Genomic DNA, 23,350 nt, shown 5'->3' with positions numbered 1-23,350 from the left:
CGTAGGGATCAGGCGCGCGCGGCGGCCAGCGATTCGCGGGCAGCGGCGGCGACGTTCTCGGGGGTGAAGCCGAACTCGGCGAACAGGGTCCTGGCGTCGGCGGAGGCACCGAAGTGCTCGAGGGAGACGATCCGTCCGGCGTCGCCCACGTACCGGTGCCAGGTCAGACCGATGCCGGCCTCGACCGCGACCCGCGCCTTCACCGACGGCGGCAGCACGGAGTCCCGGTAGGCCCGGTCCTGCTCCTCGAACCACTCCACGGACGGCATCGACACCACGCGCGTGCCGATCCCCTCGGCCTCCAGCTGCTCCCGCGCGGCCACCGCGAGCTGCACCTCGGAGCCGGTCGCGATGATGATCACCTCCGGGGTCCCGGTCGAGGACTCGCGCAGTACGTAGCCGCCCTTGGCCGCGTCCTCGTCGGGCGCGTACACCGGCACGCCCTGGCGGGTGAGCGCGAGCCCGTGAGGGGCGGGGCTGGTGGCGTGCCTCTTCAGGATCTCGGCCCAGGCGATCGCGGTCTCGTTGGCGTCCGCCGGGCGGACGATGTTCAGGCCGGGGATCGCGCGCAGCGAGGCCAGGTGCTCGACCGGCTGGTGGGTGGGGCCGTCCTCGCCGAGACCGATGGAGTCGTGCGTCCACACGTACGTCACCGGCAGCTGCATCAGCGCAGACATCCGTACCGCGTTGCGCATGTAGTCGGAGAACACGAGAAACGTTCCGCCGTAGACACGGGTGTTGCCGTGCAGGGCGATGCCGTTCATCTCCGCTGCCATCGAGAACTCGCGGATGCCGAAGTGCACGGTACGACCGTACGGGTTGGCCTCGGGCAGCGGGTTGCCCTTCGGCAGGAACGAGCTGTTCTTGTCGATGGTCGTGTTGTTCGAGCCGGCGAGGTCGGCGGAGCCGCCCCACAGCTCCGGGAGCACCGGGCCGAGCGCCTGGAGCACCTTGCCGGAGGCGGCACGCGTCGCGACGGACCTGCCCTCCTCGAACACCGGCAGGGCGTCCTCCCAGCCCTCGGGCAGCTCACCCCTGCCGATCCGGTCGAAGAGCGCGGCCCGCTCGGGGCCGGCGGCGCGCCACTCGGCGATCCGCTGGTCCCAGGCCGCATGTGCCTGCGCGCCCCGGTCCAGGGCCTGGCGGGTGTGCTTCAGGACCTCGTCCGTGACCTCGAAGGTCTGCTCCGGGTCGAAGCCGAGGACGCGCTTGGTGGCGGCGATCTCGTCCTCGCCGAGCGCCGAGCCGTGGGAGGCCTCGGTGTTCTGCGCGTTCGGAGCGGGCCAGGCGATGATCGTGCGCATCGCGATGATCGAGGGCCGCCCGGTCTCGGCCTGCGCGGCCTTCAGCGCCGCGTACAGGGCGGGGACGTCGACGTCGCCGTCGGCGGTGGGCTCGATCCGCTGGGTGTGCCAGCCGTAGGCCTCGTACCGCTTCAGCACGTCCTCGGAGAACGCGGTCGCGGTGTCGCCCTCGATGGAGATGTGGTTGTCGTCGTAGAGGAAGACCAGGTTGCCGAGCTTCTGGTGGCCCGCGAGGGAGGAGGCCTCGGCGGAGACGCCCTCCTCCAGGTCGCCGTCGGAGACGATCGCCCAGACGGTGTGGTCGAAGGGGGAGCTGCCCTCGGGGGCGTCCGGGTCGAACAGGCCGCGCTCGTAGCGGGCGGCCATCGCCATGCCCACCGCGTTGGCCACGCCCTGACCGAGCGGGCCGGTGGTCGTCTCGACGCCTGCCGTGTGCCCGTACTCGGGGTGGCCGGGCGTCTTCGAGCCGTGCGTGCGGAACGCCTTCAGGTCGTCCAGCTCCAGCTCGTAGCCGGCGAGGAACAGCTGGGTGTAGAGGGTCAGCGAGGTGTGACCGGGGGACAGCACGAAGCGGTCGCGGCCGGCCCACTCCGGGTCGGCGGGGTCATGACGCATCACCTTCTGAAAGATCGTGTACGCGGCAGGAGCCAGGCTCATCGCGGTGCCGGGGTGACCGTTGCCGACCCGCTGGACGGCATCCGCGGCCAGGATGCGCGCGGTGTCGACGGCACGCCGGTCGAGTTCGGTCCATTCGAGACTGTCGGGCGTCTGCGTGCTCATCTGATAACAGTCCACTTCAAGAGGTCATGGAACTTAAGGCTCTGCTGGTTAACCGCGTTCGACCTTAAAAGTCTGACTTTTAAGCGGGAAGGGCAGGGTGTGTCAGCCTGTGGTGAAAGTGGGACACCCCCGCGCCGGGTCCGAGCGCCTTGAGCGGGGCGAGCGACAGAAGAGCGGCGCGAGTAGGACATGGCAGACAGAACCGACCCCGGCGAGATCAGAACGTTCCCCTTCCCCGTCGACCTGAGCGTCGGCGGCGTGGGCATGCAGGTCGGCCCGATGAGCACCGAGCGCAGATGGCACGCCGACGCCCCGCTGGACCGTGTCCACCGCATCGAGTTCCACGTCGTCATGCTCTTCACCGGGGGCCCCGTACGGCACATGATCGACTTTACCGAGTACGAGGCCGGCGCCGGTGACCTGCTGTGGATCCGCCCCGGACAGGTCCACCGCTTCTCGCGCGAGTGCGAGTACCGCGGAACCGTCCTGACCATGCAGCCCGGCTTCCTGCCCCGCGCCACCGTCGAGGCCGCCGGGCTCTACCGCTACGACCAGCCGCCCCTGCTGCACCCCGATCCGGCCCAGCTCACCGCGCTGCGCGCGTCCCTCGAACAACTGCGCCGCGAGTACGAGGACACCGCCACGCTCCCGCTGAGCCTGCACACGGCCGTCCTCAGGCACAGCCTGACCGCGTTCCTGCTGCGCCTCGCCCACCTCGCGGCCAGCTCGGCCGAGGCCTCCCAGCAGCAGAGCGACACCACGTTCACCCTGTTCCGGGACGCCGTGGAGCAGAGCTTCGCCACCAACCACAGCGTCAGCTCCTACGCCGACGCGCTCGGCTACTCCCGCCGCACCCTCGTCCGCGCGGTCCGCGCGGCCACCGGCGAGACCCCCAAGGGCTTCATCGACAAACGCGTGACCCTGGAGGCCAAGCGCCTCCTCGCCCACACCGACCTGCCGATCGGCCGCGTCGGCGTGGCCGTGGGCTTCCCCGACGCGGCGAACTTCTCCAAGTTCTTCCACCTGCACACCGGCCGGACACCGGCGGCCTTCCGGGCGGAGCTGCGCTAGGGGCGTCTCCCCGATGCAGCGCCGCCCGGGGGCGGGGTCAGTGACCGAAGTCGAACCAGTTCACGTTCACGAAGTCGGCCGGCTGGCCGCTGGTGAAGGTCAGATAGACGTCGTGCGTGCCGGTCACCGAGCTGATGTTGGCCGGGACCGTCCGCCAGGTCTGCCAGCCGCCGGTGTTGCCCACCGCGAAGCTGCCGACGGGTGGGTTGCTCCGGCTGTCCAGGCGCACCTCGACCAGCCCGCTCACCCCGGACGCGGCCCCGCTCGCCACGCGCGCGTAGAACTGCGTGGCCGGCGTCGACCCGAAGTCGACCCCCTTGTACAGCGCCCAGTCGCCGCCCGCGATGTATCCGATATCCAGTCCACCGCCGACGTCCGTCGTGGTCTCGGTGCTCACGCCGGACTGGCCGTCGTAGGACTCGGCCTGGATCGCGCTGTAGGCGTTCCGCCCGCCGGACGGCGGGGGAGTGGTGCCGCCCCCGCCGCCCGAGGACTGCAGCACCTGTACGTAGTCGACGGCCATCGGGTGGTTCGGCTCGGTCCCGCTGTCCGGGCCGCCGCCGAACGCGCCAGGGAAGCCGCCGCCCATCGCCACGTTCAGGATGAGGAAGTAGCCGTGACTGGTGGCGTTCGCCCATGTCGTCGCGTCGACCTGGGTCGCCTTCACGGTGTGGAAGTTGACGCCGTCGAGGTAGAAGCGGATCTCCTCGGGGCTGGTCGAGCGGTCCCACTCCATCGCGTAGGTGTGGAAACCGGCCTGACAGGTCGTCCCGGCGCACGCGGTCGAACCGCCGATGCCGGACGTCTCGTTGCACGGGCCGCCAGGGTTGGTGCCGCAGTGCATCGTCGCCCAGTCGGTGTTCAGGCCCTGGACGTTCTCCATGATGTCCAGCTCGCCGATGCTCGGCCAGTTCCAGTAGTTGCCGCGGAACGGCGCGCCCAGCATCCAGAACGCCGGCCAGTAGCCCTTGGCGGCGGCGCCCGTGACGTTCGGCATCTGGATCCGGGCCTGCACGTGCAGCTTGCCGCCGGCCGGGGGCTGGAAGTCGGTGCGCGTGCTCTCGATCCGGCCGGAGGTCCAGTTGCCGGAGGCGTCGCGGCGCGGGGTGATGAGCAGGTTTCCGTTGCCGTCCAGCGCCACGTTGCTGGTGCTCGACGTCATCGACTCGACCTCGCCGGTGCCCCAGTTCGCTGCCCCGCCGGGGTAAGAAGTCCCGGTGTCGTACTGCCAGTCGGCCGCATTGACGGGGGAGCCGGCCGCGCCGTCGAAGTCGTCCGCGAAGACCTGCGTCCAGCCGGTGGGGGGTGTGGGCGCGGAGGCGTGCGCGGGCGCGGTGACGGCGCCGGCGACGGCCGCGGCCAGGCCGAACGAGGCGACGACGGCGACGAGCGCGCGCCGCAGGGGACGGGAGCGGGGTCCGGATCTCGATGTGCCGGAGGAATCATGCATGGGGGGGCCTCTCGGTTACGGGGTGAGGTGCGGGAGCCCCGGCAGAGCGCCCTCCGCGGTTCTGAGAGCGCTCTCAGGGTGTCGCCAATGTGCTCCCCGGCCCTGCGGCCGTCAAGGCTTGAAGCGAGGAAAGTCCTTTGTTCTCACGGGAGTTCACGCGGTGAAGCTGCCCGGATCGGCTGGTGTCCGCTTCGAGGAGATCTCTCATTCGGCGACCGGAATCGTGCGCCGCTGCCCGCACGGGGCGTCGGGTGAGCAGAATCGAGCGTCTAGGTGAGCGAAAGGGTGCAGGCGTGAGACTGACGATTCTGGGCGGCGGCGGATTCCGGGTGCCGCTTGTGTACGGTGCGCTGTTGACCGACCGGGGTGAAGGGCGGGTGACGGACGTCGTTCTGCACGATACGGACGACAGTCGACTGTATGCAGTCTCCCGCGTACTGGATGAGCAGGCGTCGGCGGTGCCCGACGCCCCCCGGGTGACCACCACCACCGACCTCGACGAGGCCCTGCGCGGCGCCGACTTCGTCTTCTCCGCGATTCGCGTCGGCGGCCTGGAGGGCCGGGCGGACGACGAGCGCGTCGCGCTGGCGCAAGGTGTCCTCGGGCAGGAGACCGTCGGCGCGGGAGGTATCGCATACGGTCTGCGAACCGTTCCCGTCGCCGTCGACATCGCGCGGCGTGTCGCCCGCCTCGCCCCCGACGCCTGGGTCATCAACTTCACCAACCCCGCCGGCCTGGTCACCGAGGCGATGTCCCGCCACCTCGGCGACCGCGTCCTCGGCATCTGCGACTCGCCGATCGGGCTGGGCCGCCGTATCGCCCGGGTGCTCGGCGCCGACCCGCGGGAGGCGTGGATCGACTACGTCGGCCTCAACCACCTCGGCTGGGTGCGCGGGCTGCACGTCGGCGGGCGGGACGAACTCCCGCGCCTGCTGGCCGACCCACGCCTGCTCGGCTCCTTCGAGGAGGGCAGGCTCTTCGGCGCCGACTGGCTGCAGTCGCTCGGCGCGATCCCCAACGAGTACCTGCACTACTACTACTTCAACCGGGAGACCGTCCGCGCCTACCAGGAGGCCGAGAAGACCCGCGGCGCCTTCCTGCGCGACCAGCAGGCGGACTTCTACGCGCAGGCCCGGCGCCCGGACGTCTGCGCCCTCGACGTCTGGGACCGCACCCGCGCCGAGCGCGAGGCGACGTACATGGCCGAGAACCGGGAGACGGCCGGCGCCGGCGAACGCGCGGCGGACGACCTGTCCGGCGGCTACGAGAAGGTGGCGCTCGCGCTGATGCGGGCCATCGCGCGCGACGAGCGGACGACCCTGATCCTCAACGTCCGCAACCGCGGCACGCTCTGCGTCCTGGACTCCGAGGCGGTCATCGAGGTGCCCTGCCTGGTCGACGCCAACGGCGCCCACCCGGTCGCGGTCGACCCGCTGCCCGGCCATGCCACCGGCCTGGTCTGCGCGGTCAAGGCGGTCGAGCGGGAGGTCCTCGCCGCCGCCGCGTCCGGCTCCCGTGCGGCGGCCGTGAAGGCCTTCGCGCTGCACCCGCTCGTCGACTCGGTGAACGTGGCCCGGCGCCTGGTCGAGGACTACACCGCCGTCCACCCCGGTCTGGCCTACCTCACGTAGGTTCCGGCAGCTGCGGCACGCTCTCCGGGCCGGCCGGCCGCTCCCCGTGACAGCGGCCGGCCGGCCCGATCCCCCGTTCCCCCGTGGCTCCCCCGTTTCCCCCTGCGTTCCCCCGTGGCTCCCCCGTTGTGCCTCACCATGTAGAGCCCGCGGGACGGCTCCTGATACACCCCCGTCGGAAAGAAAAGAAAAAAAGCCGACCGCGACAGAAGGGGGCAGCGACAGGACGTCCCCCCGGCCCGGAAGCCGGAGGGACGTCGAGACCTGGTGCGGGGTGTGCTCAGCCGGTGAAGCCGGAAGTGATGGACGTGAACTGCCAGTTGTTCTGGCTGATCCCGGAGCAGTTGCTCACCACGCCGCCGCCGGGGCACGGCCGGTCGCGGTTGACGGACCAGAAGGCGAGCCGTGCGATGTGGTGCGTGTTCGCCCAGTCGCGGATCTGGGTCCAGATCGCCGGGGTGGTGTTCTCCTGCTGGTCGGACAGGCCGTTCATGCCGGAGATGCCGATGTGGGAGTACGCGGTCGCGTCGTCCCAGCCGAAGGCCGACTTGAGCTTGGCCTTCAGGCCCTCCGCCGCGTTCACGGTGTTGCCGTACATGTCCGAGCCGCCGCCGAAGTCGAACGGCATGATGGTGAAGACGTCGATGTTCGCGCCGAGCGACTGCGCCTGCTCGATCAGCCGGTTGCCGTAGTAGGTCGGACCGGTGGTCGAGGTGCCGAAGGTGACGATCGTCTTCAGACCAGGGTTGTTGGCCTTGACGGTCTTCAGCGCGGTGAGGATCTTCGCCTGCACGGCCTCGTTCTCGAACTCGTCCGTGTTCTCGATGTCCATGTCGACGGCCTTCAGGCCGTAGGCGTCGATCACCTTCTGGATCGCCCCCGAGAGGGCGCTCGCGGAGGAGCAGTTGGCGCCGAGCTTGCTGCCCTGCCAGCCGCCGAACGACGGGACGACATCACCGCCTGCGGAGCGGACGGCGTTGATGGTGGACTGGTCGACGCCGCCGGTCAGCGCCCGGCTGCCGTCCCAGGCGGGGGTGCAGCCGCCCGAGTCCAGCACGAACGCCATCGTGAACCACTTGATCCCGGTCGCGCTCATCACCGTCGTCGGGCTCGGCGGATCGCCCCACCCCTCGTACAGGTACGGCGCCGCCTGCTTGAACCCGGTGCCGCCGCCGCTGCCGGCGTCCGTCGTGACGGTCACGGCGTTGGAGGCCGCCGACACGTTCCCGGCCGCGTCCCGTGCCTTCACGGTGAAGGTGTAACCCGTGCTCGGCGAGAGCCCGCCGACCGTGGCCGTCGTACCGGAGACGCTGAGCACCTGGCTGGAGCCGCTGTAGATGTCGTACGCCGTCACGCCCACGTTGTCCGTGGAGGCGTTCCACTTCAGCGACACGCTGGAGGACGTCTTGCCGGTCGAGGCGAGCCCGCTGGGCGCGGTCGGCGCCTGGGTGTCGCCGCCGCCTCCGCCGCCGCCCGGTCCGTCGAGGCTGATGTCGTCGGCGTAGTAGGTGCCCTGGGCGTACCAGCCGTGCACGTAGATCGTGGCGCTCGTCTGGCTGGCCCCGGTGGTGAAGGAGACGCTGAGCCGGCTGTACGCCGACGGGGATGTCGTCCAGGTGGAGGCGCCGCCGTCGACGCCGAGGAACACGTACGAGCCGCGTACCCAGCCGCTGAGGGTGTACGTCGTGTTCGGCTGCACCGAAACGGTCTGGCTGCACTGTGCGTTGTCGCTCGACGTCACCGCGCCCTGGAGCGCCTTGGTGCCGCCGTGCACGGGGGAGGAGACGACCGAACCGAGGTTGCCGGTGCAGGTCCAGGGGGAGAGGCTGCCCGACTCGAAGCCGGGGTTGGTGAGGATGTCGGCGGCCTCGGCCGTGCCCGGCAGGGCGATGGTCCCGCCGAGCGCGAGAGCGGCGGAGCCGAGGAGGGCGAGGAGCCGGCGTCTGGGACGCCCGGATGTATGGCGCACGCGATCTCCCTGTGGGGATGGGGGTGTTCGGGAGTGCACGGAGGTGCTGAGGGTGCGTTGCGGTGCGTGGGGTGCACCAGGGTGTGGGGGAGTGCGGGGAGTGCGGAGAAGTACTGAGTGGTGCGACAACCAAGGTGGTATGGACCAATCCAACTGTCAAGGAGTGGAACGGGATTGGTCCATACCGGAAACGGGATGCGCTTCGTGCGACGCGTACGGCCTGGAGCGGCAGGGTCCAGAGCGCCAGGTTCTGGAGCGCCAGGTTCTGGAGCGGCAGGTTCTGGAGCGGCAGGTTCTAGAGCGGCAGGTTCTGGAGCGGCAGGTTCTGGAGCGGCAGAGCCTCGGTCGCCACCCCGGCCGTCTGTGCAGGAACCGCCGGCAGCACGAGCTCCGCCTCCCCGGCCCGCTGCCGCGGAAGCGTCGCGGGCAGCAGCGGGCGCGGGCCGGACACCACCGTGTAGTCCTGGCCCAGGAACGGCGGCTCGATCACCCCCGGGTCCTCGCCGAGCGCCAACTGCACTGCCGCCCATGGGGCGTTGATTCCGCACAGCGACAGCTGGTGCAGGCCTCCGGCGGGCCGGGTGTTGACGTCGAGCAGCACCGGACGGTCGCCGTACATGCGGAACTGGATGTTGGACAGGTGGTGCAGCCCGAAACCCTCCGCGATCAGCCGGGCCGGCTCCAGCCACTGCTCGTGCAGCGTGAAGCCGCGGCGGCGGCCGTTCTTGGTGCGGCCCACCGCGAGCCGGACCCGGTTGTCCGGGCCGGTCAGGCAGTCGACGGACACCTCCGGCTGCTCCAGGCGCGGCATCACCAGCCAGTCCACGGGCTGCTCGGCCCGCCGCAGCGCCCCGACGACCAGGTCTAGCTGTACGTACGGGCCCGGGAAGCCGTCCAGATGGGTGAGTGAGAACGGGGCGCGCGTGATCACCCGGAAACCGACCCCGCCGGCGCCGGAGGCGGGCTTGAAGCACGCACGGTGCCCGCCTGCCTCCAGCTCCTCGACGGCTGCGACGAGTTCGTCCGCCGTGCGCACCCGCCACCAGGGCGGCACCGGCACGCCGACCGAACGGACCGCCTCGTACGCGGTCACTTTGTCCTCGAACACGGCCACCGCCTGCGGGGTCGGCGCCAGCAGTGCCGTACCGGCCGCCGCGAACTCCGCGCGGTGCGCGACGATCGCCGCCTGGTGCAGCCGGGGCACGAACACGTCGATGCCTCGCCGGGCGCACTGGTCGAGGGCGTACTCCACATAGCCGGCCGGGGACAGGCCCTCCGGTTCCAGGTCGGCGGTGTCGGCGGCGGCCAGCACGGGGGAGTCGGCGTCGCCGTGCGTCGCATGGATCTCCACCGCGCGGTCGCTGGGATTCCTCCGCAGCTGATCCATGAAGAACACGTTCTCCGCGTACGTGCGGTTGAGCCAGACGCGTACGCGAGAGGGCATGCAGGCCGCCTTTCGGGGGTTTTCGGGCACGGTGCAGCGGCCCGTGCCCGGGCAGGAGGAAGGAAGGGTCACCAAACGGCCCTGTGAGAGGGGAGGTTGGGGCGTCGATGGTGGGGCGATCATACGGCTTTCACAGAGATCCGCGTGCAACGCGCGTGTTACGGAATTCCCGGGGTGCGGCAGCGCTTTCGATCGCCGCTCGACACGGCCTCGAATCCCCTTGCCCTGTTTGGGAACGTGTGTTCTTGTGGTGCGGACGACATGATCGAAAGGGGTGCGGGGTGGAGCCTGCGGCCGGGGCCGGACAGCTGTTGGCCATCAGTGACCTGCACATCACCTATCCGGAGAACCGAGCCCTCGTCGAGGAGCTGCGTCCCGGCACGGACGACGACTGGCTGATCGTCGCCGGTGACGTCGCCGACAGCGTCGCCGACATCCGCTGGACCCTCGCCACCCTCGCCGGCCGTTTCCGCAAGGTCCTGTGGACGCCCGGCAACCACGACCTGTGGACCCACCCGGCAGACCCGGTCACCCTCCGCGGCGTCGCCCGCTACGAACACCTGGTCGAAGTGTGCCGGGAACTGGGCGTGGTCACGCCCGAGGACCCGTACCCGGTGTGGCAGGGAGCGGGCGGCCCGGTCGCCGTCGCCCCGCTCTTCCTCGGGTACGACTACTCCTTCCTGCCGGCCGGCTGCGCCACCAAGGAGGAGGGCCTGGCCTACGCGCACGGCACCGGGATCGTCTGCAACGACGAGTACCTGCTGCACCCCGACCCCTACCCGACCCGCGAGGACTGGTGCCGGGCCCGGGTCGCCGAGACCGAGCGCAGGCTCGCCGAGCTGCCCGCGGATCTGCCGACCGTGCTGGCCAACCACTATCCGCTGGACCGGCACCCGATGGACGTGCTGTGGTACCCGGAGTTCGCCATGTGGTGCGGCACCGAACTGACCGCCGACTGGCACCGCCGGTTCCGCGTCGCCACGATGGTCTACGGCCATCTGCACATCCCCCGCACCACCTGGCACGACGGAGTCCGCTTCGAAGAGGTCTCCGTGGGATACCCCCGAGAGTGGCGCAAGCGCCCCGGGCCCCCGGGACGACCGCGCCGCATCCTGCCGACGGAGGACGAAACCGGTGATCGAGGAACTGCTGCCCGCGTCGGTCGTGGCCGTGGCGGCACACCGTGACGACCCGCTGTGGGAGGACGCCCCGCTCTACCCGGAGGAGGAGGCGCTCGTAGCGCGCGCGGTGCCCAAGCGCCGCCGCGAGTTCGCCGCCGTACGTGCCTGCGCCCGGCGCGCCATGGAGAAGCTCGGCGTGCCCCCGCAGCCCGTCGTCAGCGGCGTACGGGGCGCACCGCGCTGGCCCGCCGGGGTCATCGGCAGCATGACCCACAGCGACGGCTACTGCGCCGCCGCCCTGGTCCGCGCCACCGACCTGGCTTCCCTCGGCATCGACGCCGAACCGCACGGGCCGCTCCCGGAGGGCGTCGGCGACGCCGTGTTCCTGCCCGCCGAGGCCCAGCGGCTCGGCCGGCTCGCCGCGCAGTGGCCCGCCGTGCACTGGGACCGCATCCTGTTCAGCGCCAAGGAGTCCGTCTACAAGGCGTGGTTCCCGCTGACCGGCGAGTGGCTGGACTTCTCCGAGGCCGACATCACCCTGCACGCCGCTCCCGACGGCGCGTGGCACGGCACCCTGCGCGCCGAACTCCTCGTCCCCGGCCCCGAGGTCGGCGGCCGTCGGCTCCAGGCCTTCGACGGCCGGTGGGGCGTGCGCGACGGAGTGGTGACCACCACCGTCGTCGTCCCGCACTCCTGACGACGGCGGCGTCGGCCCGGCGCACGCTCCCGCACGATCACCCGCGGCCGGCTCAGGCGGGCGGGCACCAGCCGCGCAGCAGCCGGAAGAACTCCGCCTCGTTTCCCGCCAGCCCCGCCCGGTCCAGGGCCTGTTCGGCCTCGGCGAGCACGGCGGGCGGCACGACGACGGGCCGGCCGCCGTCCGGTGGCCCGTCGAAGGCTGCGCGCACGGTATGCAGCAGCCGCAGATAGGCCTGTACGGCAGCACGCTCACGGTCGGTCATTACGGCGGTGGGCATCGGTCGGCTCTCCCCGAGTCGGCGTCACGGTCACGCGCCCTGCGGCGCCGCGCGCCGCGTCGCACGGCGCGCATCCCCAGCTTGCCGCCCACCACTGACAACGCCGTTGCGCGCTGTCCCGGTTCCCCCGCTCAGCGGAGGCGAAAACGTTCCCGCGACTTTCGCGAGCCCCGCGGGCGGCGCGCAGAAGGGCTGACGGAGTGCGACGTGCGCCCGGCGTACGCCGCCCGTCTACCGGCGCGGCTTGCGCGGCGCGGGACGGGGCGGGCCCGAATCCCGGCACCGCTCGTCGTCCACCGCGCAGGGCGTGCCGAACCTGCCGCCGTGGTGACCCTGCGGCCGTGGCGGCTTCGGCAGCGCCGTACCGGCGTACCGCCCGGCACGCATCAGCCCTGCGGCCCCGGGTAGCCCAGTGACGCCTCGATGCGTCCGGCCACGTCGTCCCGCTGCACGCGCCCGCGCAACGCCGAACCGGCCAGCCAGGTACGGCACTTGCTGGCCAGGAGCAGCCCGAAGGTCTCGGCCTGCCGCTCCTCCGCCTCGTCGTGCTGGGGACGGGTGCGGGCGGCCACACCGCGCACCGCGGCCCGCAGCGCCGCCGGGTCGGTGTCGTCGCCCAGCAGCCGCGTGGCCACGCCGGCGTCGGTGTCGTCGACGTGATGACCGTGGTGACCCGCGTGCAGATGCCACAGCTCGTGGCCGAGGATCACCAACTGGTGGTCGGGGGCGGTGCGTTCCTCCACCACGACCAGATCGCGGTCGGCCATGTCCAGCCACATCCCGCTGGCCGTTTCGGGCGGGAAGACGGCCGTACGGAAGAGGACCGGTCGGCCGCGGCGGTGGCTCATCGCCTCGCACAGCGCGTGGTACAGCTCCTGCGGCGGCGCCGGTGCGTGCAGGTCCAGCCCGCCCACCAGCTCGCCGCACAGCCGGCGCATGTCCCTGCCGATGCCCACAGTTCTCCACCGATCCCGGATCACGACTCTGGCCGCTTGACGCTCTCCAGGAGCATGTCGAGCCATTCGGCGACCTTGTCCCGGTGCTGGTCGGTGGGGAGTTGAGCGGCCCGCCAGGCGATCCCGCGCACCCCGTGGTCCTGCAGCAGCCGTTCCAGCGGATCCTCGGCCGTATCGGCGGCCTCGGCCACGGCCCGCTCGCGGTCGGCGAGCTTCTGCAGCAGCTCCTGCTCGGCGCGCTGCAGCGCACCCGCCAGCGCCTCGGCGTCCTCCGCCGTCAGGAAGCCGGCGTGCACGCGGAAGAACCGCTGCAATGCGTCGCAGTGCTCCATGGTGGGCCGCCGGTCGCCGTTGATGAGGGCCCCGGCCTGCTGCCGGGACATGCCCGCCCCGTCGGCGATCTCCTGCTGGGTGTACTTGCGGCCGTTCGGCTTCAGCCGGGTGCGGCGCAGCAGGTCGAGCCGCTGCAGAAAGCGTGCCTGGACGTCCGGTTCACCCGCTGGCCGGCCGCTGAGCAGGGCCTTGACCACGGCCTCCGGGACACCACAGGCGACGGAGAGCCGGCCGACGGCGAAGACCTCGGCGTGCGGTACACCGAGCCGGTCGGCGAGCGCGGTGACGCGGGCGACGACGGCCGAAAGCTCAGCGGTCCCCGTGGCGCCCGGATCCTCAAAGCCATCCGTCACCGACAGAACTCCTGTGTCTCTCAAGGGCTTCGGGTGCGTCCGTGGTTCTCACAAGCGGTTGTCGTGAACTTCCCGGAGAGTAGCGGGTGCCTCGAACTCACATCCAGGTGTCGCCACAACTGTGGCGAATTCCGGCCGTCAACAGGCATGAAATGCCACGATAGTTGACATGACTCTTGTCGGGGCAGCAGGATCGCATCGCCGCGTGAAGGCCGCAGAGGCAAGAGGGGTGACCTCCCGATGGCACATCAGGCAGGTGGGCAGCGGCCGGCGCCGCGGCCCGTCCCCGACGCCCGCGAGACCCAGGCGTATCTCCAGGATTACGCCGCGCTGCTGGAGGCCGTCCCCTTCCCGTCGCTGATCGTCGACCACCGCTGGAACGTGGCGGCGGCCAACCGCGCTTTCGAGACACTCTTCCGCGGGTTGCGCCCGCACCCGGGCGCCATGCCCACGGACAACTTCCTGCGGTTCGTCCTCTTCCACCCGGATGCCGGTGACGTACTCGGCCAGCACGAGTGTGGCTGGTGCCTGCCGATGCTGGCCCACCTCAGGGTCGCCCTGGAGTGCTACGGCCACGACCTCGAACTCCAGGCGATCCGGCGGGACATCGCCCAGGACCCGATCATGGAGGCAGCCTACCGGTGCGGCCTGCCGCACTGGATCAGCGCGGTCGGCGAAGGCGCCACGGACCTCGACGGAGCCGTCCGCCTGCTGTTCCCGCCCGACCCGGGGCGGGGTCCCACCGAGTGCCGCATCGTGGACGAGACCACCAGGACGCTGCGGGAGTTCGGCCACCGGCGCCTGACGATGATCCCGCGCGAGGCCCGCCGCCCCGCCGCGCCCACCACTCGCCGCGCGCGCCGGTCCCGGGACGCGGGCGCGCACCTGACGGTCGTCCCCGCAGCGGAGGGCTGACCGGCCGCAGGGTCGCGCCCACGCCGTACACCGACCTCACTTGTACGGACAACTTTCACATGGGCGCCTCCAGACCCTTCCCTGGCGTTTGTTGCTCTTGGAACACTCGCACCGCGCAGATTCACGCAAGTTCCAGACCATGCAGCTCGTCAGGATGAGAGGTCTCTCACACATGTCCGAAGTCAACCGGCGCAGGTTCCTGCAACTGGCGGGTGCGACCACGGCGTTCACGGCGCTGTCCAGCAGCATCCAGCGCGCCGCCGCCTTGCCCGCCCGCTACGCCACCGGCTCGGTGCAGGACGTCGAGCACATCGTCGTCCTCATGCAGGAGAACCGTTCCTTCGATCACTACTTCGGTTCGATGAACGGCGTCCGCGGTTACGGTGACCCGCGCGCGGTCACGCAGAACGGCAAGTCCGTCTGGAAGCAGTCCGACGGCACGAAGGACATCCTGCCCTTCCACCCCGACGCCGACGACCTGGGCATGGCCTTCATCCAGGACCTTCCGCACGGCTGGAACGATGGGCACTCCGCCTTCAATCAGGGCAAGTACGACAAATGGGTGCCCGCCAAGTCGTCGACGACGATGGCGTACCTGCAGCGCGCCGACATCCCGTTCCACTATGCGCTCGCCGACGCCTTCACCATCTGCGACGCCTACCACTGCTCGTTCATCGGTTCCACCGACCCCAACCGCTACTACATGTGGACCGGGTTCACCGGCAACGACGGCAAGGGTGGCGGGCCGGTCCTCGGCAACGACGAGAAGGGCTACGGCTGGACGACGTACCCCGAGCGCCTGGAGCAGGCCGGCATCTCCTGGAAGATCTACCAGGACGTCGGTGACGGCCTCGACGCGAACGGCGGCTGGGGCTGGATCAACGACGCCTACCGCGGCAACTACGGCGACAACGCCCTCCTCTACTTCAACCAGTACCGGGGCGCCAAGCCCGGCGACCCGCTGTACGACAAGGCCCGCACCGGCACCGACGCGCGCAAGGGCGAGGGCTTCTTCGACCAGCTGAAGGCCGACGTGCAGGCGGACAAGCTGCCGCAGGTCTCCTGGATCGTCGCCCCCGAGGCCTTCACCGAGCACCCCAACTGGCCCGCCAACTACGGCGCCTGGTACGTCTCCCAGGTGCTGGACGCGCTCACCTCCAACCCCGACGTGTGGGGCAGGACGGCGCTGTTCATCACCTACGACGAGAACGACGGCTTCTTCGACCACGTCATCCCGCCCTACCCACCGGCCTCCGCCGCCCAGGGCAAGTCGACGGTCGACCCCACGCTCGACCTGTTCAAGGGCGACGCCGGCCACGTCGCCGGCCCCTACGGACTCGGCCAGCGCGTGCCGATGCTCGTCATCTCCCCGTGGAGCAAGGGCGGTTACGTCTGCTCCGAGACCCTCGACCACACCTCCATCATCCGGTTCATAGAGAAGCGCTTCGGCGTGCAGGAGCCGAACATCTCGCCCTGGCGGCGCGCCATATGCGGCGACCTGACCAGCGCCTTCGACTTCTCCCGGCAGGACACCGCGCCGGTCGCGCTGCCGTCCACCACGAGCTACCAGCCGCCGGACCGGGTCCGCCACCCCGACTACGTCCCCACCCCGCCCGCAATCCCCTCCCTGCCCAGGCAGGAGCGCGGCAGCCGCCCCACCCGGCCGCTCAAGTACGCGCCGACGGTGGACGGTTCGGCCGACACGAAGCAGGGCAAGTTCACGCTCACCTTCGCCTCCGGCGCGCAGGCGGGTGCCGCCTTCCTCGTCACGTCCAACAGCCGTACCGACGGCCCCTGGACCTACACCACCGAGGCCGGCAAGACCGTCTCCGACACCTGGAACTCGGTCTACTCCGGCGGCAATTACGACCTGACCGTGCACGGCCCGAACGGCTTCGTGCGCGCCTTCAAGGGTCGCAACCGGGTCGCCGGGCCCGAGGTCACCGCCCGGCACGCCGGCGACGACATCGAGCTCACCTTCACCAACAAGGGTTCCGGCACCGCGAAGCTGAAGCTGGCCGACGGCTACGGTGGCAGCCCCGTCGCCGTGACGGTGGCGCCCGGCGCGACCGTGCGCAAGACGGTTTGCCTCGCGGCGAGCAAGCGCTGGTACGACCTCACCGTCACCTCGGACGCCGACCCGGCCTATCTGCGCGGCTTCGCAGGTCACGTGGAGAACGGGCTTCCCGGCGTCAGCGACCCGGCGCTCATCACGGAGTGAACGGGCAATGAACACCGCTCCGTGCGGACTGGTCAGGTACCGGTCACATCAGGATAGTGTGCCTCGGTGACCACGCAATCAAACACTCCTGCAGGCTGGTACCCCGATCCGCACGGGGCGCCCCAGACGCTCCGGTACTGGGACGGCACGCAGTGGACCGAGCACACGAACCCGGCGCAGCAGGCCGCCGGGCAGGCTCCGCAGCATGCCGTTCCGCAGCAGCATGCCGTTCCGCAGCAGCAGTCCGTCGACCCCAAGGTGCAGCGCCAGGTGCAGCAGCAGGCCGGCGTCGCGGCGCACGGCCCCGGTGGCGGCACCCTCTTCACCGAGCCGGTCCTGGTGGTGAACCAGAAGGCCAAGCTGATCGAGCTGACCAACGAGTACAAGGTCATGGATCAGAACGGCCGCGAGATCGGCTCGGTCACCGAGGTCGGCCAGGGCGCGCTGAGGAAGATCCTGCGCTTCCTCTCCAGCATCGACCAGTTCCTGACCCACAAGCTGGAGATCCGCGACGCCTACGGTCAGCCGGTGCTGATGCTGACCCGGCCCGCGAAGATCTTCAAGTCCCGGGTCATCGTGACGCGTCCGGACGGTTCGCCGGTCGGTGAGATCGTCCAGAAGAACATGATCGGCAAGATCAACTTCGCGATGAACGCGAACGGCCAGCAGGTCGGCGCGATCAAGGCGGAGAACTGGCGGGCATGGAACTTCGCCATCGTCGACCACGCGGACAACGAGGTCGCCCGGATCACCAAGACCTGGGAAGGCCTTGCCAAGACGCTGTTCACGACGGCGGACAACTACGTCCTGCAGATCCACTACCAGCTCCCCGAGCCGCTGCTGAGCCTCGTCGTGGCGACGGCGCTGACGGTCGACACCGCGCTGAAGCAGGACTCGCGCGGCCTCGGCTGAGCCGGGCGGTCCGGCGCATACGAGATACGGCATCAGGCATACGCCATTGCGCAGCTGCCCTACGCAATGCGGCAGCTGCCGTATGCAAACGGCGGCCGACGCGTCCGATGGGACGGCGTCGGCCGCCGGTTTGCGATATGCGGTCGACCGTTTTCTGTATGCAGTCGCCCGGCTACAGCGCGCTGAGGTGCCCCGGCTCCGCTTGCTCGGGTACCAGCACCGGTTCCGTGGCCGCCGCCTGCGCCTCCAGTGCGAGGACCGCGGCGACCGGGTGCTCCTCGTGTTCGTCGGAGCGGTCGGGTTCCGGAGCCGAGCGGGTGAGCACGATCACGCCCCAGGAGGCCAGGCCGGCCCCGGCCAGCGCCAGCAGTATCCCGGCGGGGCCGCCCTTGAGGCCCTGGCCGAGCAGGGTCAGGCCGATGACCGCCGCGGCCACCGGGTTGGCCAACGTCACCAGGGCCAGCGGGGCGCCCAGGCCCTCGCGGTAGGCGGTCTGGGAGAGCAGCAGCCCGCCGGTGGCGAACGCGGCGACGAGGAGGGCGACCACCATCACCTCGACGCTCAGCACCGGACCGGAGCGGTCCGTGGCCGCCACGGTGACCGTCTGGGTGAGCGCGGAGGCGACGCCCGAGGCGAATCCGGAGGCGGTCGCGTGCCTCAGGCCCGGCCGGGCACCGGGCCGGGCGAGCAGGCCGACCAGCGCGGCGGTCGTACCGGCGACGGTCAGCGCTTCGGTGAGTGTGAGCGCCCGCTCGGGCGCCGGACCCGACGCGGAGACCAGCAGTGCGGCGAGACCGAGCAGCGTGAGCGCGGTCCCGCGCCACTCCGCGCCGGTCACCCGGCGGCCGGCGGCCCGCGCCCCCAGCGGCACGGCCGCCACCAGGGTGAGTGCGCCCAGCGGCTGCACCACTGTCAGCGGGCCGTACTTCAGGGCGATCACGTGCAGCAGCGCGGCGACGGCGTTCAGGCCGACCGCCGACCACCAGGCACCGGTGAACAGCAGCCGTACCAGGCCGGCGTCGGCATTGCGGGAGGCGAGGCGCTCCTGGGCGACGGCGGCGAGAGCGTAGGCGACGGCCGAGACCAGCGACAGGGCCACGGCGGCCAGGGTGGCGGCGCTCATCGGCCCGCTCCCGCCAGGGCGGTCTCGCGCGGGGTGAGCCGGCCGGTGCCGCGCTTCCCGGCGGGGCCGGGCATGCGGTCCGGCGGGCGGATCACCGCGAGGGCCACGCCGAGCATGGCCGTGGCGACGATGGCGTCGAGCCAGTAGTGGTTCGCGGTGCCCACGATCACCACCAGGGTGATCAGCGGGTGCAGCAGCCACAGCCCGCGCCACCGCGACCGGGTGGCCGCCATCAGCCCGATCGCCACCATCAGGGCCCAGCCGAAGTGCAGCGACGGCATGGCCGCGAACTGGTTGGAGAGGTGGTCGCTGGACGGTGGACCGTACACGGACGGGCCGTAGATCCGGGCGGTGTCCACCAGGCCCGTCCCGGTCAGCATCCGCGGCGGCGCCAGCGGGAACGTGAACGGCAGCACCAGGGCGGCGGCGGTGACCACGGCGAGGACCCGGCGGGCCCACACGTAGTGCGCGGGGCGCCGCAGGTACATCCAGACCAGGAAGGCCAGCGTGGCCGGGAAGTGGACGGTCGCGTAGTAGGTGTTCGCCAGGCGGACGAGGGTGTGGCCGTGCAGCAGTGCCGACTGTATGGAGGTCTCGTCGGGGAGGTGCAGGGTCCGTTCCAGGTCCCACACGCGGTGCGCGTTGTGGAAGGCACCCGCGCTGTGGCCGGTGGCCAGCTGCCGGCCGAGCTTGTAGACGAGGAAGAGTCCGGCGACGAGCAGGAACTCGCGCAGCAGCGGCGGACGGGCTATCGCGTCCGGCGCCGCTTCTGCCTGTGCAGGCTCGGTTCGGGTGGTCATCCCCCGGCCCCTTCGCTGACGGTCGTGAAGTCATCGATACGTTTCCGTACCGATACGGCAGTGTACCGATACGGTCCAGTACCGGTACACTGGCGTATCGATTGATGTGCGACACACTGGAGCCAGGCGCCCGTTCTTGATGGATGCAGCAGTGGGCCGTACACGAGTAGTGACAAACAGCAGCAGCCAGTTGTGACACACACGTGGCGTACACGAGCAGTGAGGGGAAGCAGCGCATGACGTCGCAGGCCGCGGACGGACCGGAGTCGGTCGTCGCCTCGCGCCGCTCCAAGATCACGCCTGAGCGTGAGCGGGAGTTCTTCGACGCCGTGCTGGACCAGATCCGCGAGTGCGGGTACGAGTCCGTGACCATGGACGGCGTCGCCGCGACCACCCGGTGCAGCAAGTCCACGCTCTACCGGCAGTGGAAGACCAAGCCCCAGTTCGTCGCAGCCGCGCTGCGGGCCAGCAGCCGGGTGCGCATCGGCGGCATCGACACCGGCTCGCTGGCCGAGGACCTGCGGCAGGCCGCACGGTGCGTGGGTGACTGGTCCGGCAAGGACACCCAGCTGCACCAGGCGCTCGCGCACGCGATGACGGTGGACCAGGAGCTGGCCCAGGCGCTGCGCGAGGCGCTCGTCGAGCCCGAGATCGCGGCGCTCCAGGAGATACTCAGGCGGGGCGTGGAGCGGGGCGAGGTCCCGGCCGGCCATCCCGCGCTGGAGTACGTCCCCGCCATGATGTTCGGCGTCCTGCGCGTCCGGCCGGTCCTGTGCGGCCGGTACGCCGACTCCGACTACCTCGTCCGGTTCGTGGAGGCAGCCGTGCTGCCCGCGCTCGGACTGACCTGAGACTCAGGCCGCCGTTCACGGGATGACTGAACGGCGGCCTGCCCGCGCCGCACCGTGGGGACGGGGGCGGCGCGCACCCCGGCCGGGTGGGGCTCCTCTTGAGCGGAGGGGCGCCCCACCCGGCCGTCGTCTGTCACACGTTCTGGCCGTTGCCGTCGCCGGACGACACCGTGATGCCCCGGGTGATCTCGTCGATGACGGACACCTCGTGCCCGACGTCGACGCCGAAGCGGACCACGACGATCTGCCCGGCGTCGTCGGGCGAGGGGAAGGCCAGCGACTCCACATAGCCGTCGGCGCCCTTGCTGGTGACCGTCTTCCAGCGCACCATGTAGCCCTTCAGCCCGGCCACCGTCACCGCCTTGGAGGCCAGCACCTGGTGCGAGGTGATGCCGCCGTAGGTGATGCCGCCGTAGGACTGCTTGGCGTTGGCCGCGATGTCGTTCTTGGCGACCTGCTCCGGGGTGGTGCCGCTGATGTGCAGCGTCTTGGAGGACGCCGAGTACGCGCCGCCCGGCGTGCACGTCTTGGAGGGGTCGCCGGGGCACTTGTAGTGGCTGTCGGAGGACAGCCCCGCGCCGATGTTGATCGGCTGCCCGCTCCAGCCCTCCGGTACGGGCAGGCTGATCCCGTTGAACGGGTCCGGGACCTTACCGCCGCCCTTGATCCTGGGCGCCTGCGGCCCGCTCGGCGAGGGCGAGGCGCCGCCCGAACCTCCGGAGCCGCCCGGCCCTCCGGACCCACCGGAATCGCCGGACCCTCCCGAACCACCCGAGCCGCCGCCGGAGGCGCCGTCCTGGCCGTCCGGCCCCTGGTGCGAACCGGCACGGTTCCCGCTGCCGCCGTCGTCCTTGGTCAGGGCGTACACCCCGACGCCGATGCTCGCCAGCACGGCCGCCGTCACGGCCACGGCTATACCCGTGCGCAGTCCGCGGCGGGGCACGGCAGGCGGCGGCGCGGGGTACGCCGGATAGCCGGAGTACGCCCCGTACGCCGGGGGAGCGGGCTGGGCCGGGGGAGCGGGTTGCGCCGGATAAGCCGGCTGCGGCGGGGGACCCCACGTGGCGGCGGCCCCGGTGGGGCGGGTCTGGTCCGTCCAGGCCGTGCCGTCCCACCAGCGCTCGGTGGGCGGACCGTCATTCGTCTGCCCGGGATCGGGGTACCACCCGGGAGGAGTCACCTGCGTCATGTCCCCACCGTATGAGGCATCGGTGCAAGTTCGTTGAGAGCATCCGCCGCCAATCCACTGGAACGGCACATTCCGCCCCAGGTTTTTCCGTCACATCCCCGCAACACCCGCCGCCGCACCTCCTCGGCGCCCTCCGCAGGCCCGGACACGGATCGCTCGTGATTCCAGGCCCCGCTGACGGACCGTCGGCCGCGCGGCGGCCGGTCCGCCCGTAGACGCGTCGCCTGCCCGCACGCTCTTTCACCCGGCGGGGCAACAGCTGCCCGGACAGGCCACCGCACACCCCACCGGAGGGCTACGCTCGTGCTCTGTACGTCATTCGGGCGGCCTGGGGAGGAAACGGGATGACGGAGGGACGGCCACCGGCGGACGCCTCGGCTTCCCTGTGGGAGCGGGACGCGGAGATCGCGGCCGTCTCACAGGCACTCGACGTCCTGTGCGCCGATCAGTCGTCCGCGGGCAGCCTGCTGCTCCTGCGCGGCGAGGCCGGACTCGGCAAGACCGCGCTGCTGGCCGAGACGCGCCGCATCGCCGAACGCCGCGGCTGCACCGTCTGGTCCGCGCGCGGCGGCGAGACCCTGAAGTCCGTTCCGTTCAACGTCGTACGGCAGCTGCTCCAGCCCGCGCTCGTCTCCTTACTCCCCGAGGAGGCTCGCGAGTACCTCGGCGACTGGTACGACATCGCCGGCCCCGCGCTCGGCATAGCCGACCCCGGCGGGCGCAGCGCCGACCCCCAGTACGTGTGCGACGGCCTCGTCGCCGCCGTACGCCGGCTCGCCCGGCGGGAGTGGCCGCTGGTGCTGCTCGTCGACGACGCCCACTGGGCCGACCAGGAGACGCTGCGCTGGCTCGCCGCCTTCGTCGAACGCCTGGACGAACTTTCCGTGCTGGTCGTGGTCGCCCGCAGGCCCGGCGAGGTGAGCGGCGACAGCGCCCGCCACCTCGACACGGTGGCCGCTGCGGCGGGCGTCAGCAACCTCAGCGCCCTCACTCCGGCCGCCACCGCCGGACTCACCCGCACCACCCTCGGCCGGTACGCCGACGACCCGTTCTGCCGCGAGGTGTGGGCCGTCACCGGCGGCAACCCCTACGAAACCGTCGAACTCCTCGCCAAAGTGCAGGACAGCGAACTCCGGCCGGTCGAGGCGCAGGCCGCCGAACTCCGTGCCCTGAACCGGTCCGCACGCGGCGGAGGGCTCGTCGACCGTCTCAAGGGACTCGGCCTGGAGGCCACCCAGTTCGCCTGGGCGGCTGCCATCCTCGGCACCGGGATCAGCGTCGACCTCGCCGCCCGGCTCGCCGGGCTGAGCCCCGAAGTGGCCCAGGACTGCGCGGAACTGCTCGGCACGGCTCGCATCCTCACCGAACCCGAACCCACGGGCCCAATGGGTCCCATGGGCCCCATCGGCCCCACGGGCACCGAACGGCGCACGGGCGAGCTGGAGTTCGTGCACCCGCTCATCGCGTCCGCCGTCTACAACTCCATCCCGCCCGGCATGCGAACCGCGATGCACGGCGTCGCCGCGCAGATCGTCACCGAGACGGGACGCGGCGCAGCCGAGGCCTCCCGGCATCTGCTCAAGGTCCACCCGGACGACGACGAGGAACTCGTCGAGCAGCTGCGCGAGGCCGCCCGCGAACACCTGGCCGTCGGCGCGCCCGACGCGGCCCGCCGCTGCCTGGAACGCGCCCTGCAGGAGCCGCCCCGCCCCGAGGTCCACGCGCACGTCCTCTACGAACTGGGCTGTGCCACGCTGCTGACCGCGCCCGCCGTCACCATCGACCACCTGCAGTTCGCGCTCGGCATGCCCGGGCTCGACGGCGACCGGCGTGTCGACGCCGTGGTCCGGCTGCCCCACGCGCTGCTCCACAACGACCAGTTGGAGGAGGCCGTCCGCACGGTCGAGGCCGAGGCCGCGCGGCATGAGCCCGGACCCGTGCGGATGCGGT

Annotated in this window: 19 protein-coding genes; 9 read left to right on the top strand and 10 right to left on the bottom strand. The window is 71.2% G+C overall.

Going from position 1 to position 23,350, the window contains the following annotated elements:
* Window positions 1-8 precede the first annotated feature (8 nt).
* On the bottom strand, window positions 9-2,084 hold the full coding sequence (gene tkt, locus ACWD3E_RS32785; RefSeq protein ID WP_451391178.1) for a transketolase: 2,076 nt from the start codon (window positions 2,082-2,084) through the stop codon (window positions 9-11).
* 189 nt (window positions 2,085-2,273) lie between these two features.
* Between tkt and ACWD3E_RS32780 the strand changes: the two genes are divergently transcribed.
* Window positions 2,274-3,155 (top strand): helix-turn-helix domain-containing protein, encoded by an 882-nt coding sequence (locus ACWD3E_RS32780; protein WP_451391177.1) that lies wholly within the window; start codon window positions 2,274-2,276, stop codon window positions 3,153-3,155.
* A gap of 37 nt (window positions 3,156-3,192) precedes the next feature.
* On the opposite strand, the gene ACWD3E_RS32775 is transcribed toward ACWD3E_RS32780, so the two are convergent.
* Window positions 3,193-4,605 (bottom strand): glycoside hydrolase family 16 protein, encoded by a 1,413-nt coding sequence (locus tag ACWD3E_RS32775; protein WP_451391176.1) that lies wholly within the window; start codon window positions 4,603-4,605, stop codon window positions 3,193-3,195.
* A 293-nt stretch (window positions 4,606-4,898) separates the two neighbouring features.
* Here ACWD3E_RS32775 and ACWD3E_RS32770 point away from each other — a divergent pair, with 293 nt between their 5' ends.
* Window positions 4,899-6,236 carry a 6-phospho-beta-glucosidase gene (locus ACWD3E_RS32770; RefSeq protein WP_451391175.1) on the top strand — a complete coding sequence of 446 codons (1,338 nt, stop codon included), beginning with the start codon at window positions 4,899-4,901 and terminating at the stop codon, window positions 6,234-6,236.
* Between the two features lie 280 nt (window positions 6,237-6,516).
* On the opposite strand, the gene ACWD3E_RS32765 is transcribed toward ACWD3E_RS32770, so the two are convergent.
* Complete coding sequence (locus ACWD3E_RS32765; protein WP_451391174.1) at window positions 6,517-8,205, bottom strand: carbohydrate binding domain-containing protein; 1,689 nt, start codon at window positions 8,203-8,205, stop codon at window positions 6,517-6,519.
* Between the two features lie 295 nt (window positions 8,206-8,500).
* Window positions 8,501-9,649: an ATP-grasp domain-containing protein gene (locus ACWD3E_RS32760; protein WP_451391173.1), complete on the bottom strand. Its 1,149-nt coding sequence runs from the start codon at window positions 9,647-9,649 to the stop codon at window positions 8,501-8,503.
* A gap of 281 nt (window positions 9,650-9,930) precedes the next feature.
* Between ACWD3E_RS32760 and ACWD3E_RS32755 the strand changes: the two genes are divergently transcribed.
* Both ACWD3E_RS32755 and ACWD3E_RS32750 read left to right on the top strand, forming a co-directional pair.
* Window positions 9,931-10,836, top strand: a complete 906-nt coding sequence (locus ACWD3E_RS32755) for a metallophosphoesterase family protein (protein ID WP_451391172.1) — start codon at window positions 9,931-9,933, stop codon at window positions 10,834-10,836.
* Window positions 10,784-11,467: a 4'-phosphopantetheinyl transferase family protein gene (locus ACWD3E_RS32750; protein WP_451391171.1), complete on the top strand. Its 684-nt coding sequence runs from the start codon at window positions 10,784-10,786 to the stop codon at window positions 11,465-11,467. The genes ACWD3E_RS32755 and ACWD3E_RS32750 overlap by 53 nt, the downstream gene beginning before the upstream one ends.
* A gap of 52 nt (window positions 11,468-11,519) precedes the next feature.
* On the opposite strand, the gene ACWD3E_RS32745 is transcribed toward ACWD3E_RS32750, so the two are convergent.
* From ACWD3E_RS32745 to ACWD3E_RS32735, 3 genes are all read right to left on the bottom strand, one after another.
* The gene (locus ACWD3E_RS32745) at window positions 11,520-11,747 is read right to left on the bottom strand and encodes a hypothetical protein (protein WP_451354322.1); all 228 of its coding nucleotides are present in this window, start codon (window positions 11,745-11,747) and stop codon (window positions 11,520-11,522) included.
* Window positions 11,748-12,133: 386 nt separating this feature from the next.
* Window positions 12,134-12,703, bottom strand: coding sequence for a toxin-antitoxin system, toxin component (locus ACWD3E_RS32740; RefSeq protein WP_451391170.1), 570 nt, complete (start codon window positions 12,701-12,703; stop codon window positions 12,134-12,136).
* A 20-nt stretch (window positions 12,704-12,723) separates the two neighbouring features.
* Window positions 12,724-13,389, bottom strand: coding sequence for a helix-turn-helix domain-containing protein (locus tag ACWD3E_RS32735; protein ID WP_451391169.1), 666 nt, complete (start codon window positions 13,387-13,389; stop codon window positions 12,724-12,726).
* A 240-nt stretch (window positions 13,390-13,629) separates the two neighbouring features.
* Here ACWD3E_RS32735 and ACWD3E_RS32730 point away from each other — a divergent pair, with 240 nt between their 5' ends.
* The 3 genes from ACWD3E_RS32730 (at window position 13,630) to ACWD3E_RS32720 (ending at window position 17,437) form a co-directional block, all read left to right on the top strand.
* Complete coding sequence (locus tag ACWD3E_RS32730; RefSeq protein ID WP_451391168.1) at window positions 13,630-14,304, top strand: MmyB family transcriptional regulator; 675 nt, start codon at window positions 13,630-13,632, stop codon at window positions 14,302-14,304.
* Window positions 14,305-14,476: 172 nt separating this feature from the next.
* Entirely contained in the window at window positions 14,477-16,525 is a 2,049-nt protein-coding gene (locus tag ACWD3E_RS32725; protein WP_451391167.1) for a phosphocholine-specific phospholipase C, read from the top strand.
* Window positions 16,526-16,591: 66 nt separating this feature from the next.
* On the top strand, window positions 16,592-17,437 hold the full coding sequence (locus tag ACWD3E_RS32720; protein ID WP_451391166.1) for a phospholipid scramblase-related protein: 846 nt from the start codon (window positions 16,592-16,594) through the stop codon (window positions 17,435-17,437).
* 172 nt (window positions 17,438-17,609) lie between these two features.
* Here ACWD3E_RS32720 and ACWD3E_RS32715 read toward each other — a convergent pair whose 3' ends face one another.
* Window positions 17,610-18,560 (bottom strand): hypothetical protein, encoded by a 951-nt coding sequence (locus ACWD3E_RS32715; protein WP_451391165.1) that lies wholly within the window; start codon window positions 18,558-18,560, stop codon window positions 17,610-17,612.
* A complete protein-coding gene (locus ACWD3E_RS32710; protein WP_451391164.1) occupies window positions 18,557-19,360 on the bottom strand; it encodes a phosphatase PAP2 family protein in 804 nt (267 codons plus the stop codon). The genes ACWD3E_RS32715 and ACWD3E_RS32710 overlap by 4 nt, the downstream gene beginning before the upstream one ends.
* Before the next feature lie 236 nt (window positions 19,361-19,596).
* Between ACWD3E_RS32710 and ACWD3E_RS32705 the strand changes: the two genes are divergently transcribed.
* Window positions 19,597-20,211, top strand: coding sequence for a TetR/AcrR family transcriptional regulator C-terminal ligand-binding domain-containing protein (locus tag ACWD3E_RS32705; RefSeq protein WP_451391163.1), 615 nt, complete (start codon window positions 19,597-19,599; stop codon window positions 20,209-20,211).
* A 133-nt stretch (window positions 20,212-20,344) separates the two neighbouring features.
* On the opposite strand, the gene ACWD3E_RS32700 is transcribed toward ACWD3E_RS32705, so the two are convergent.
* On the bottom strand, window positions 20,345-21,400 hold the full coding sequence (locus ACWD3E_RS32700) for a DUF2510 domain-containing protein (protein ID WP_451391162.1): 1,056 nt from the start codon (window positions 21,398-21,400) through the stop codon (window positions 20,345-20,347).
* Between the two features lie 344 nt (window positions 21,401-21,744).
* Here ACWD3E_RS32700 and ACWD3E_RS32695 point away from each other — a divergent pair.
* Window positions 21,745-23,350: ATP-binding protein (locus tag ACWD3E_RS32695; RefSeq protein WP_451391161.1), on the top strand; the 1,606-nt coding region annotated here is incomplete at its 3' end.

It is taken from the genome of Streptomyces sp. NPDC002676, assembly GCF_053592455.1.
Note: the sequence above shows the minus strand (reverse complement) of the source record. Positions and strands in the feature narration are given on the sequence as shown.

What these genes read in the sequence shown, in the direction of transcription:
- tkt (WP_451391178.1), bottom strand. Translation starts at nt 2,084, where the DNA reads ATGAGCACGCAGACGCCCGACAGTCTCGAATGGACCGAACTCGACCGG.
- ACWD3E_RS32780 (WP_451391177.1), top strand. Translation starts at nt 2,274, where the DNA reads ATGGCAGACAGAACCGACCCCGGCGAGATCAGAACGTTCCCCTTCCCC.
- ACWD3E_RS32775 (WP_451391176.1), bottom strand. Translation starts at nt 4,605, where the DNA reads ATGCATGATTCCTCCGGCACATCGAGATCCGGACCCCGCTCCCGTCCC.
- ACWD3E_RS32760 (WP_451391173.1), bottom strand. Translation starts at nt 9,649, where the DNA reads ATGCCCTCTCGCGTACGCGTCTGGCTCAACCGCACGTACGCGGAGAAC.
- ACWD3E_RS32745 (WP_451354322.1), bottom strand. Translation starts at nt 11,747, where the DNA reads ATGCCCACCGCCGTAATGACCGACCGTGAGCGTGCTGCCGTACAGGCC.
- ACWD3E_RS32730 (WP_451391168.1), top strand. Translation starts at nt 13,630, where the DNA reads ATGGCACATCAGGCAGGTGGGCAGCGGCCGGCGCCGCGGCCCGTCCCC.
- ACWD3E_RS32725 (WP_451391167.1), top strand. Translation starts at nt 14,477, where the DNA reads ATGTCCGAAGTCAACCGGCGCAGGTTCCTGCAACTGGCGGGTGCGACC.
- ACWD3E_RS32715 (WP_451391165.1), bottom strand. Translation starts at nt 18,560, where the DNA reads ATGAGCGCCGCCACCCTGGCCGCCGTGGCCCTGTCGCTGGTCTCGGCC.
- ACWD3E_RS32710 (WP_451391164.1), bottom strand. Translation starts at nt 19,360, where the DNA reads ATGACCACCCGAACCGAGCCTGCACAGGCAGAAGCGGCGCCGGACGCG.
- ACWD3E_RS32705 (WP_451391163.1), top strand. Translation starts at nt 19,597, where the DNA reads ATGACGTCGCAGGCCGCGGACGGACCGGAGTCGGTCGTCGCCTCGCGC.
- ACWD3E_RS32700 (WP_451391162.1), bottom strand. Translation starts at nt 21,400, where the DNA reads ATGACGCAGGTGACTCCTCCCGGGTGGTACCCCGATCCCGGGCAGACG.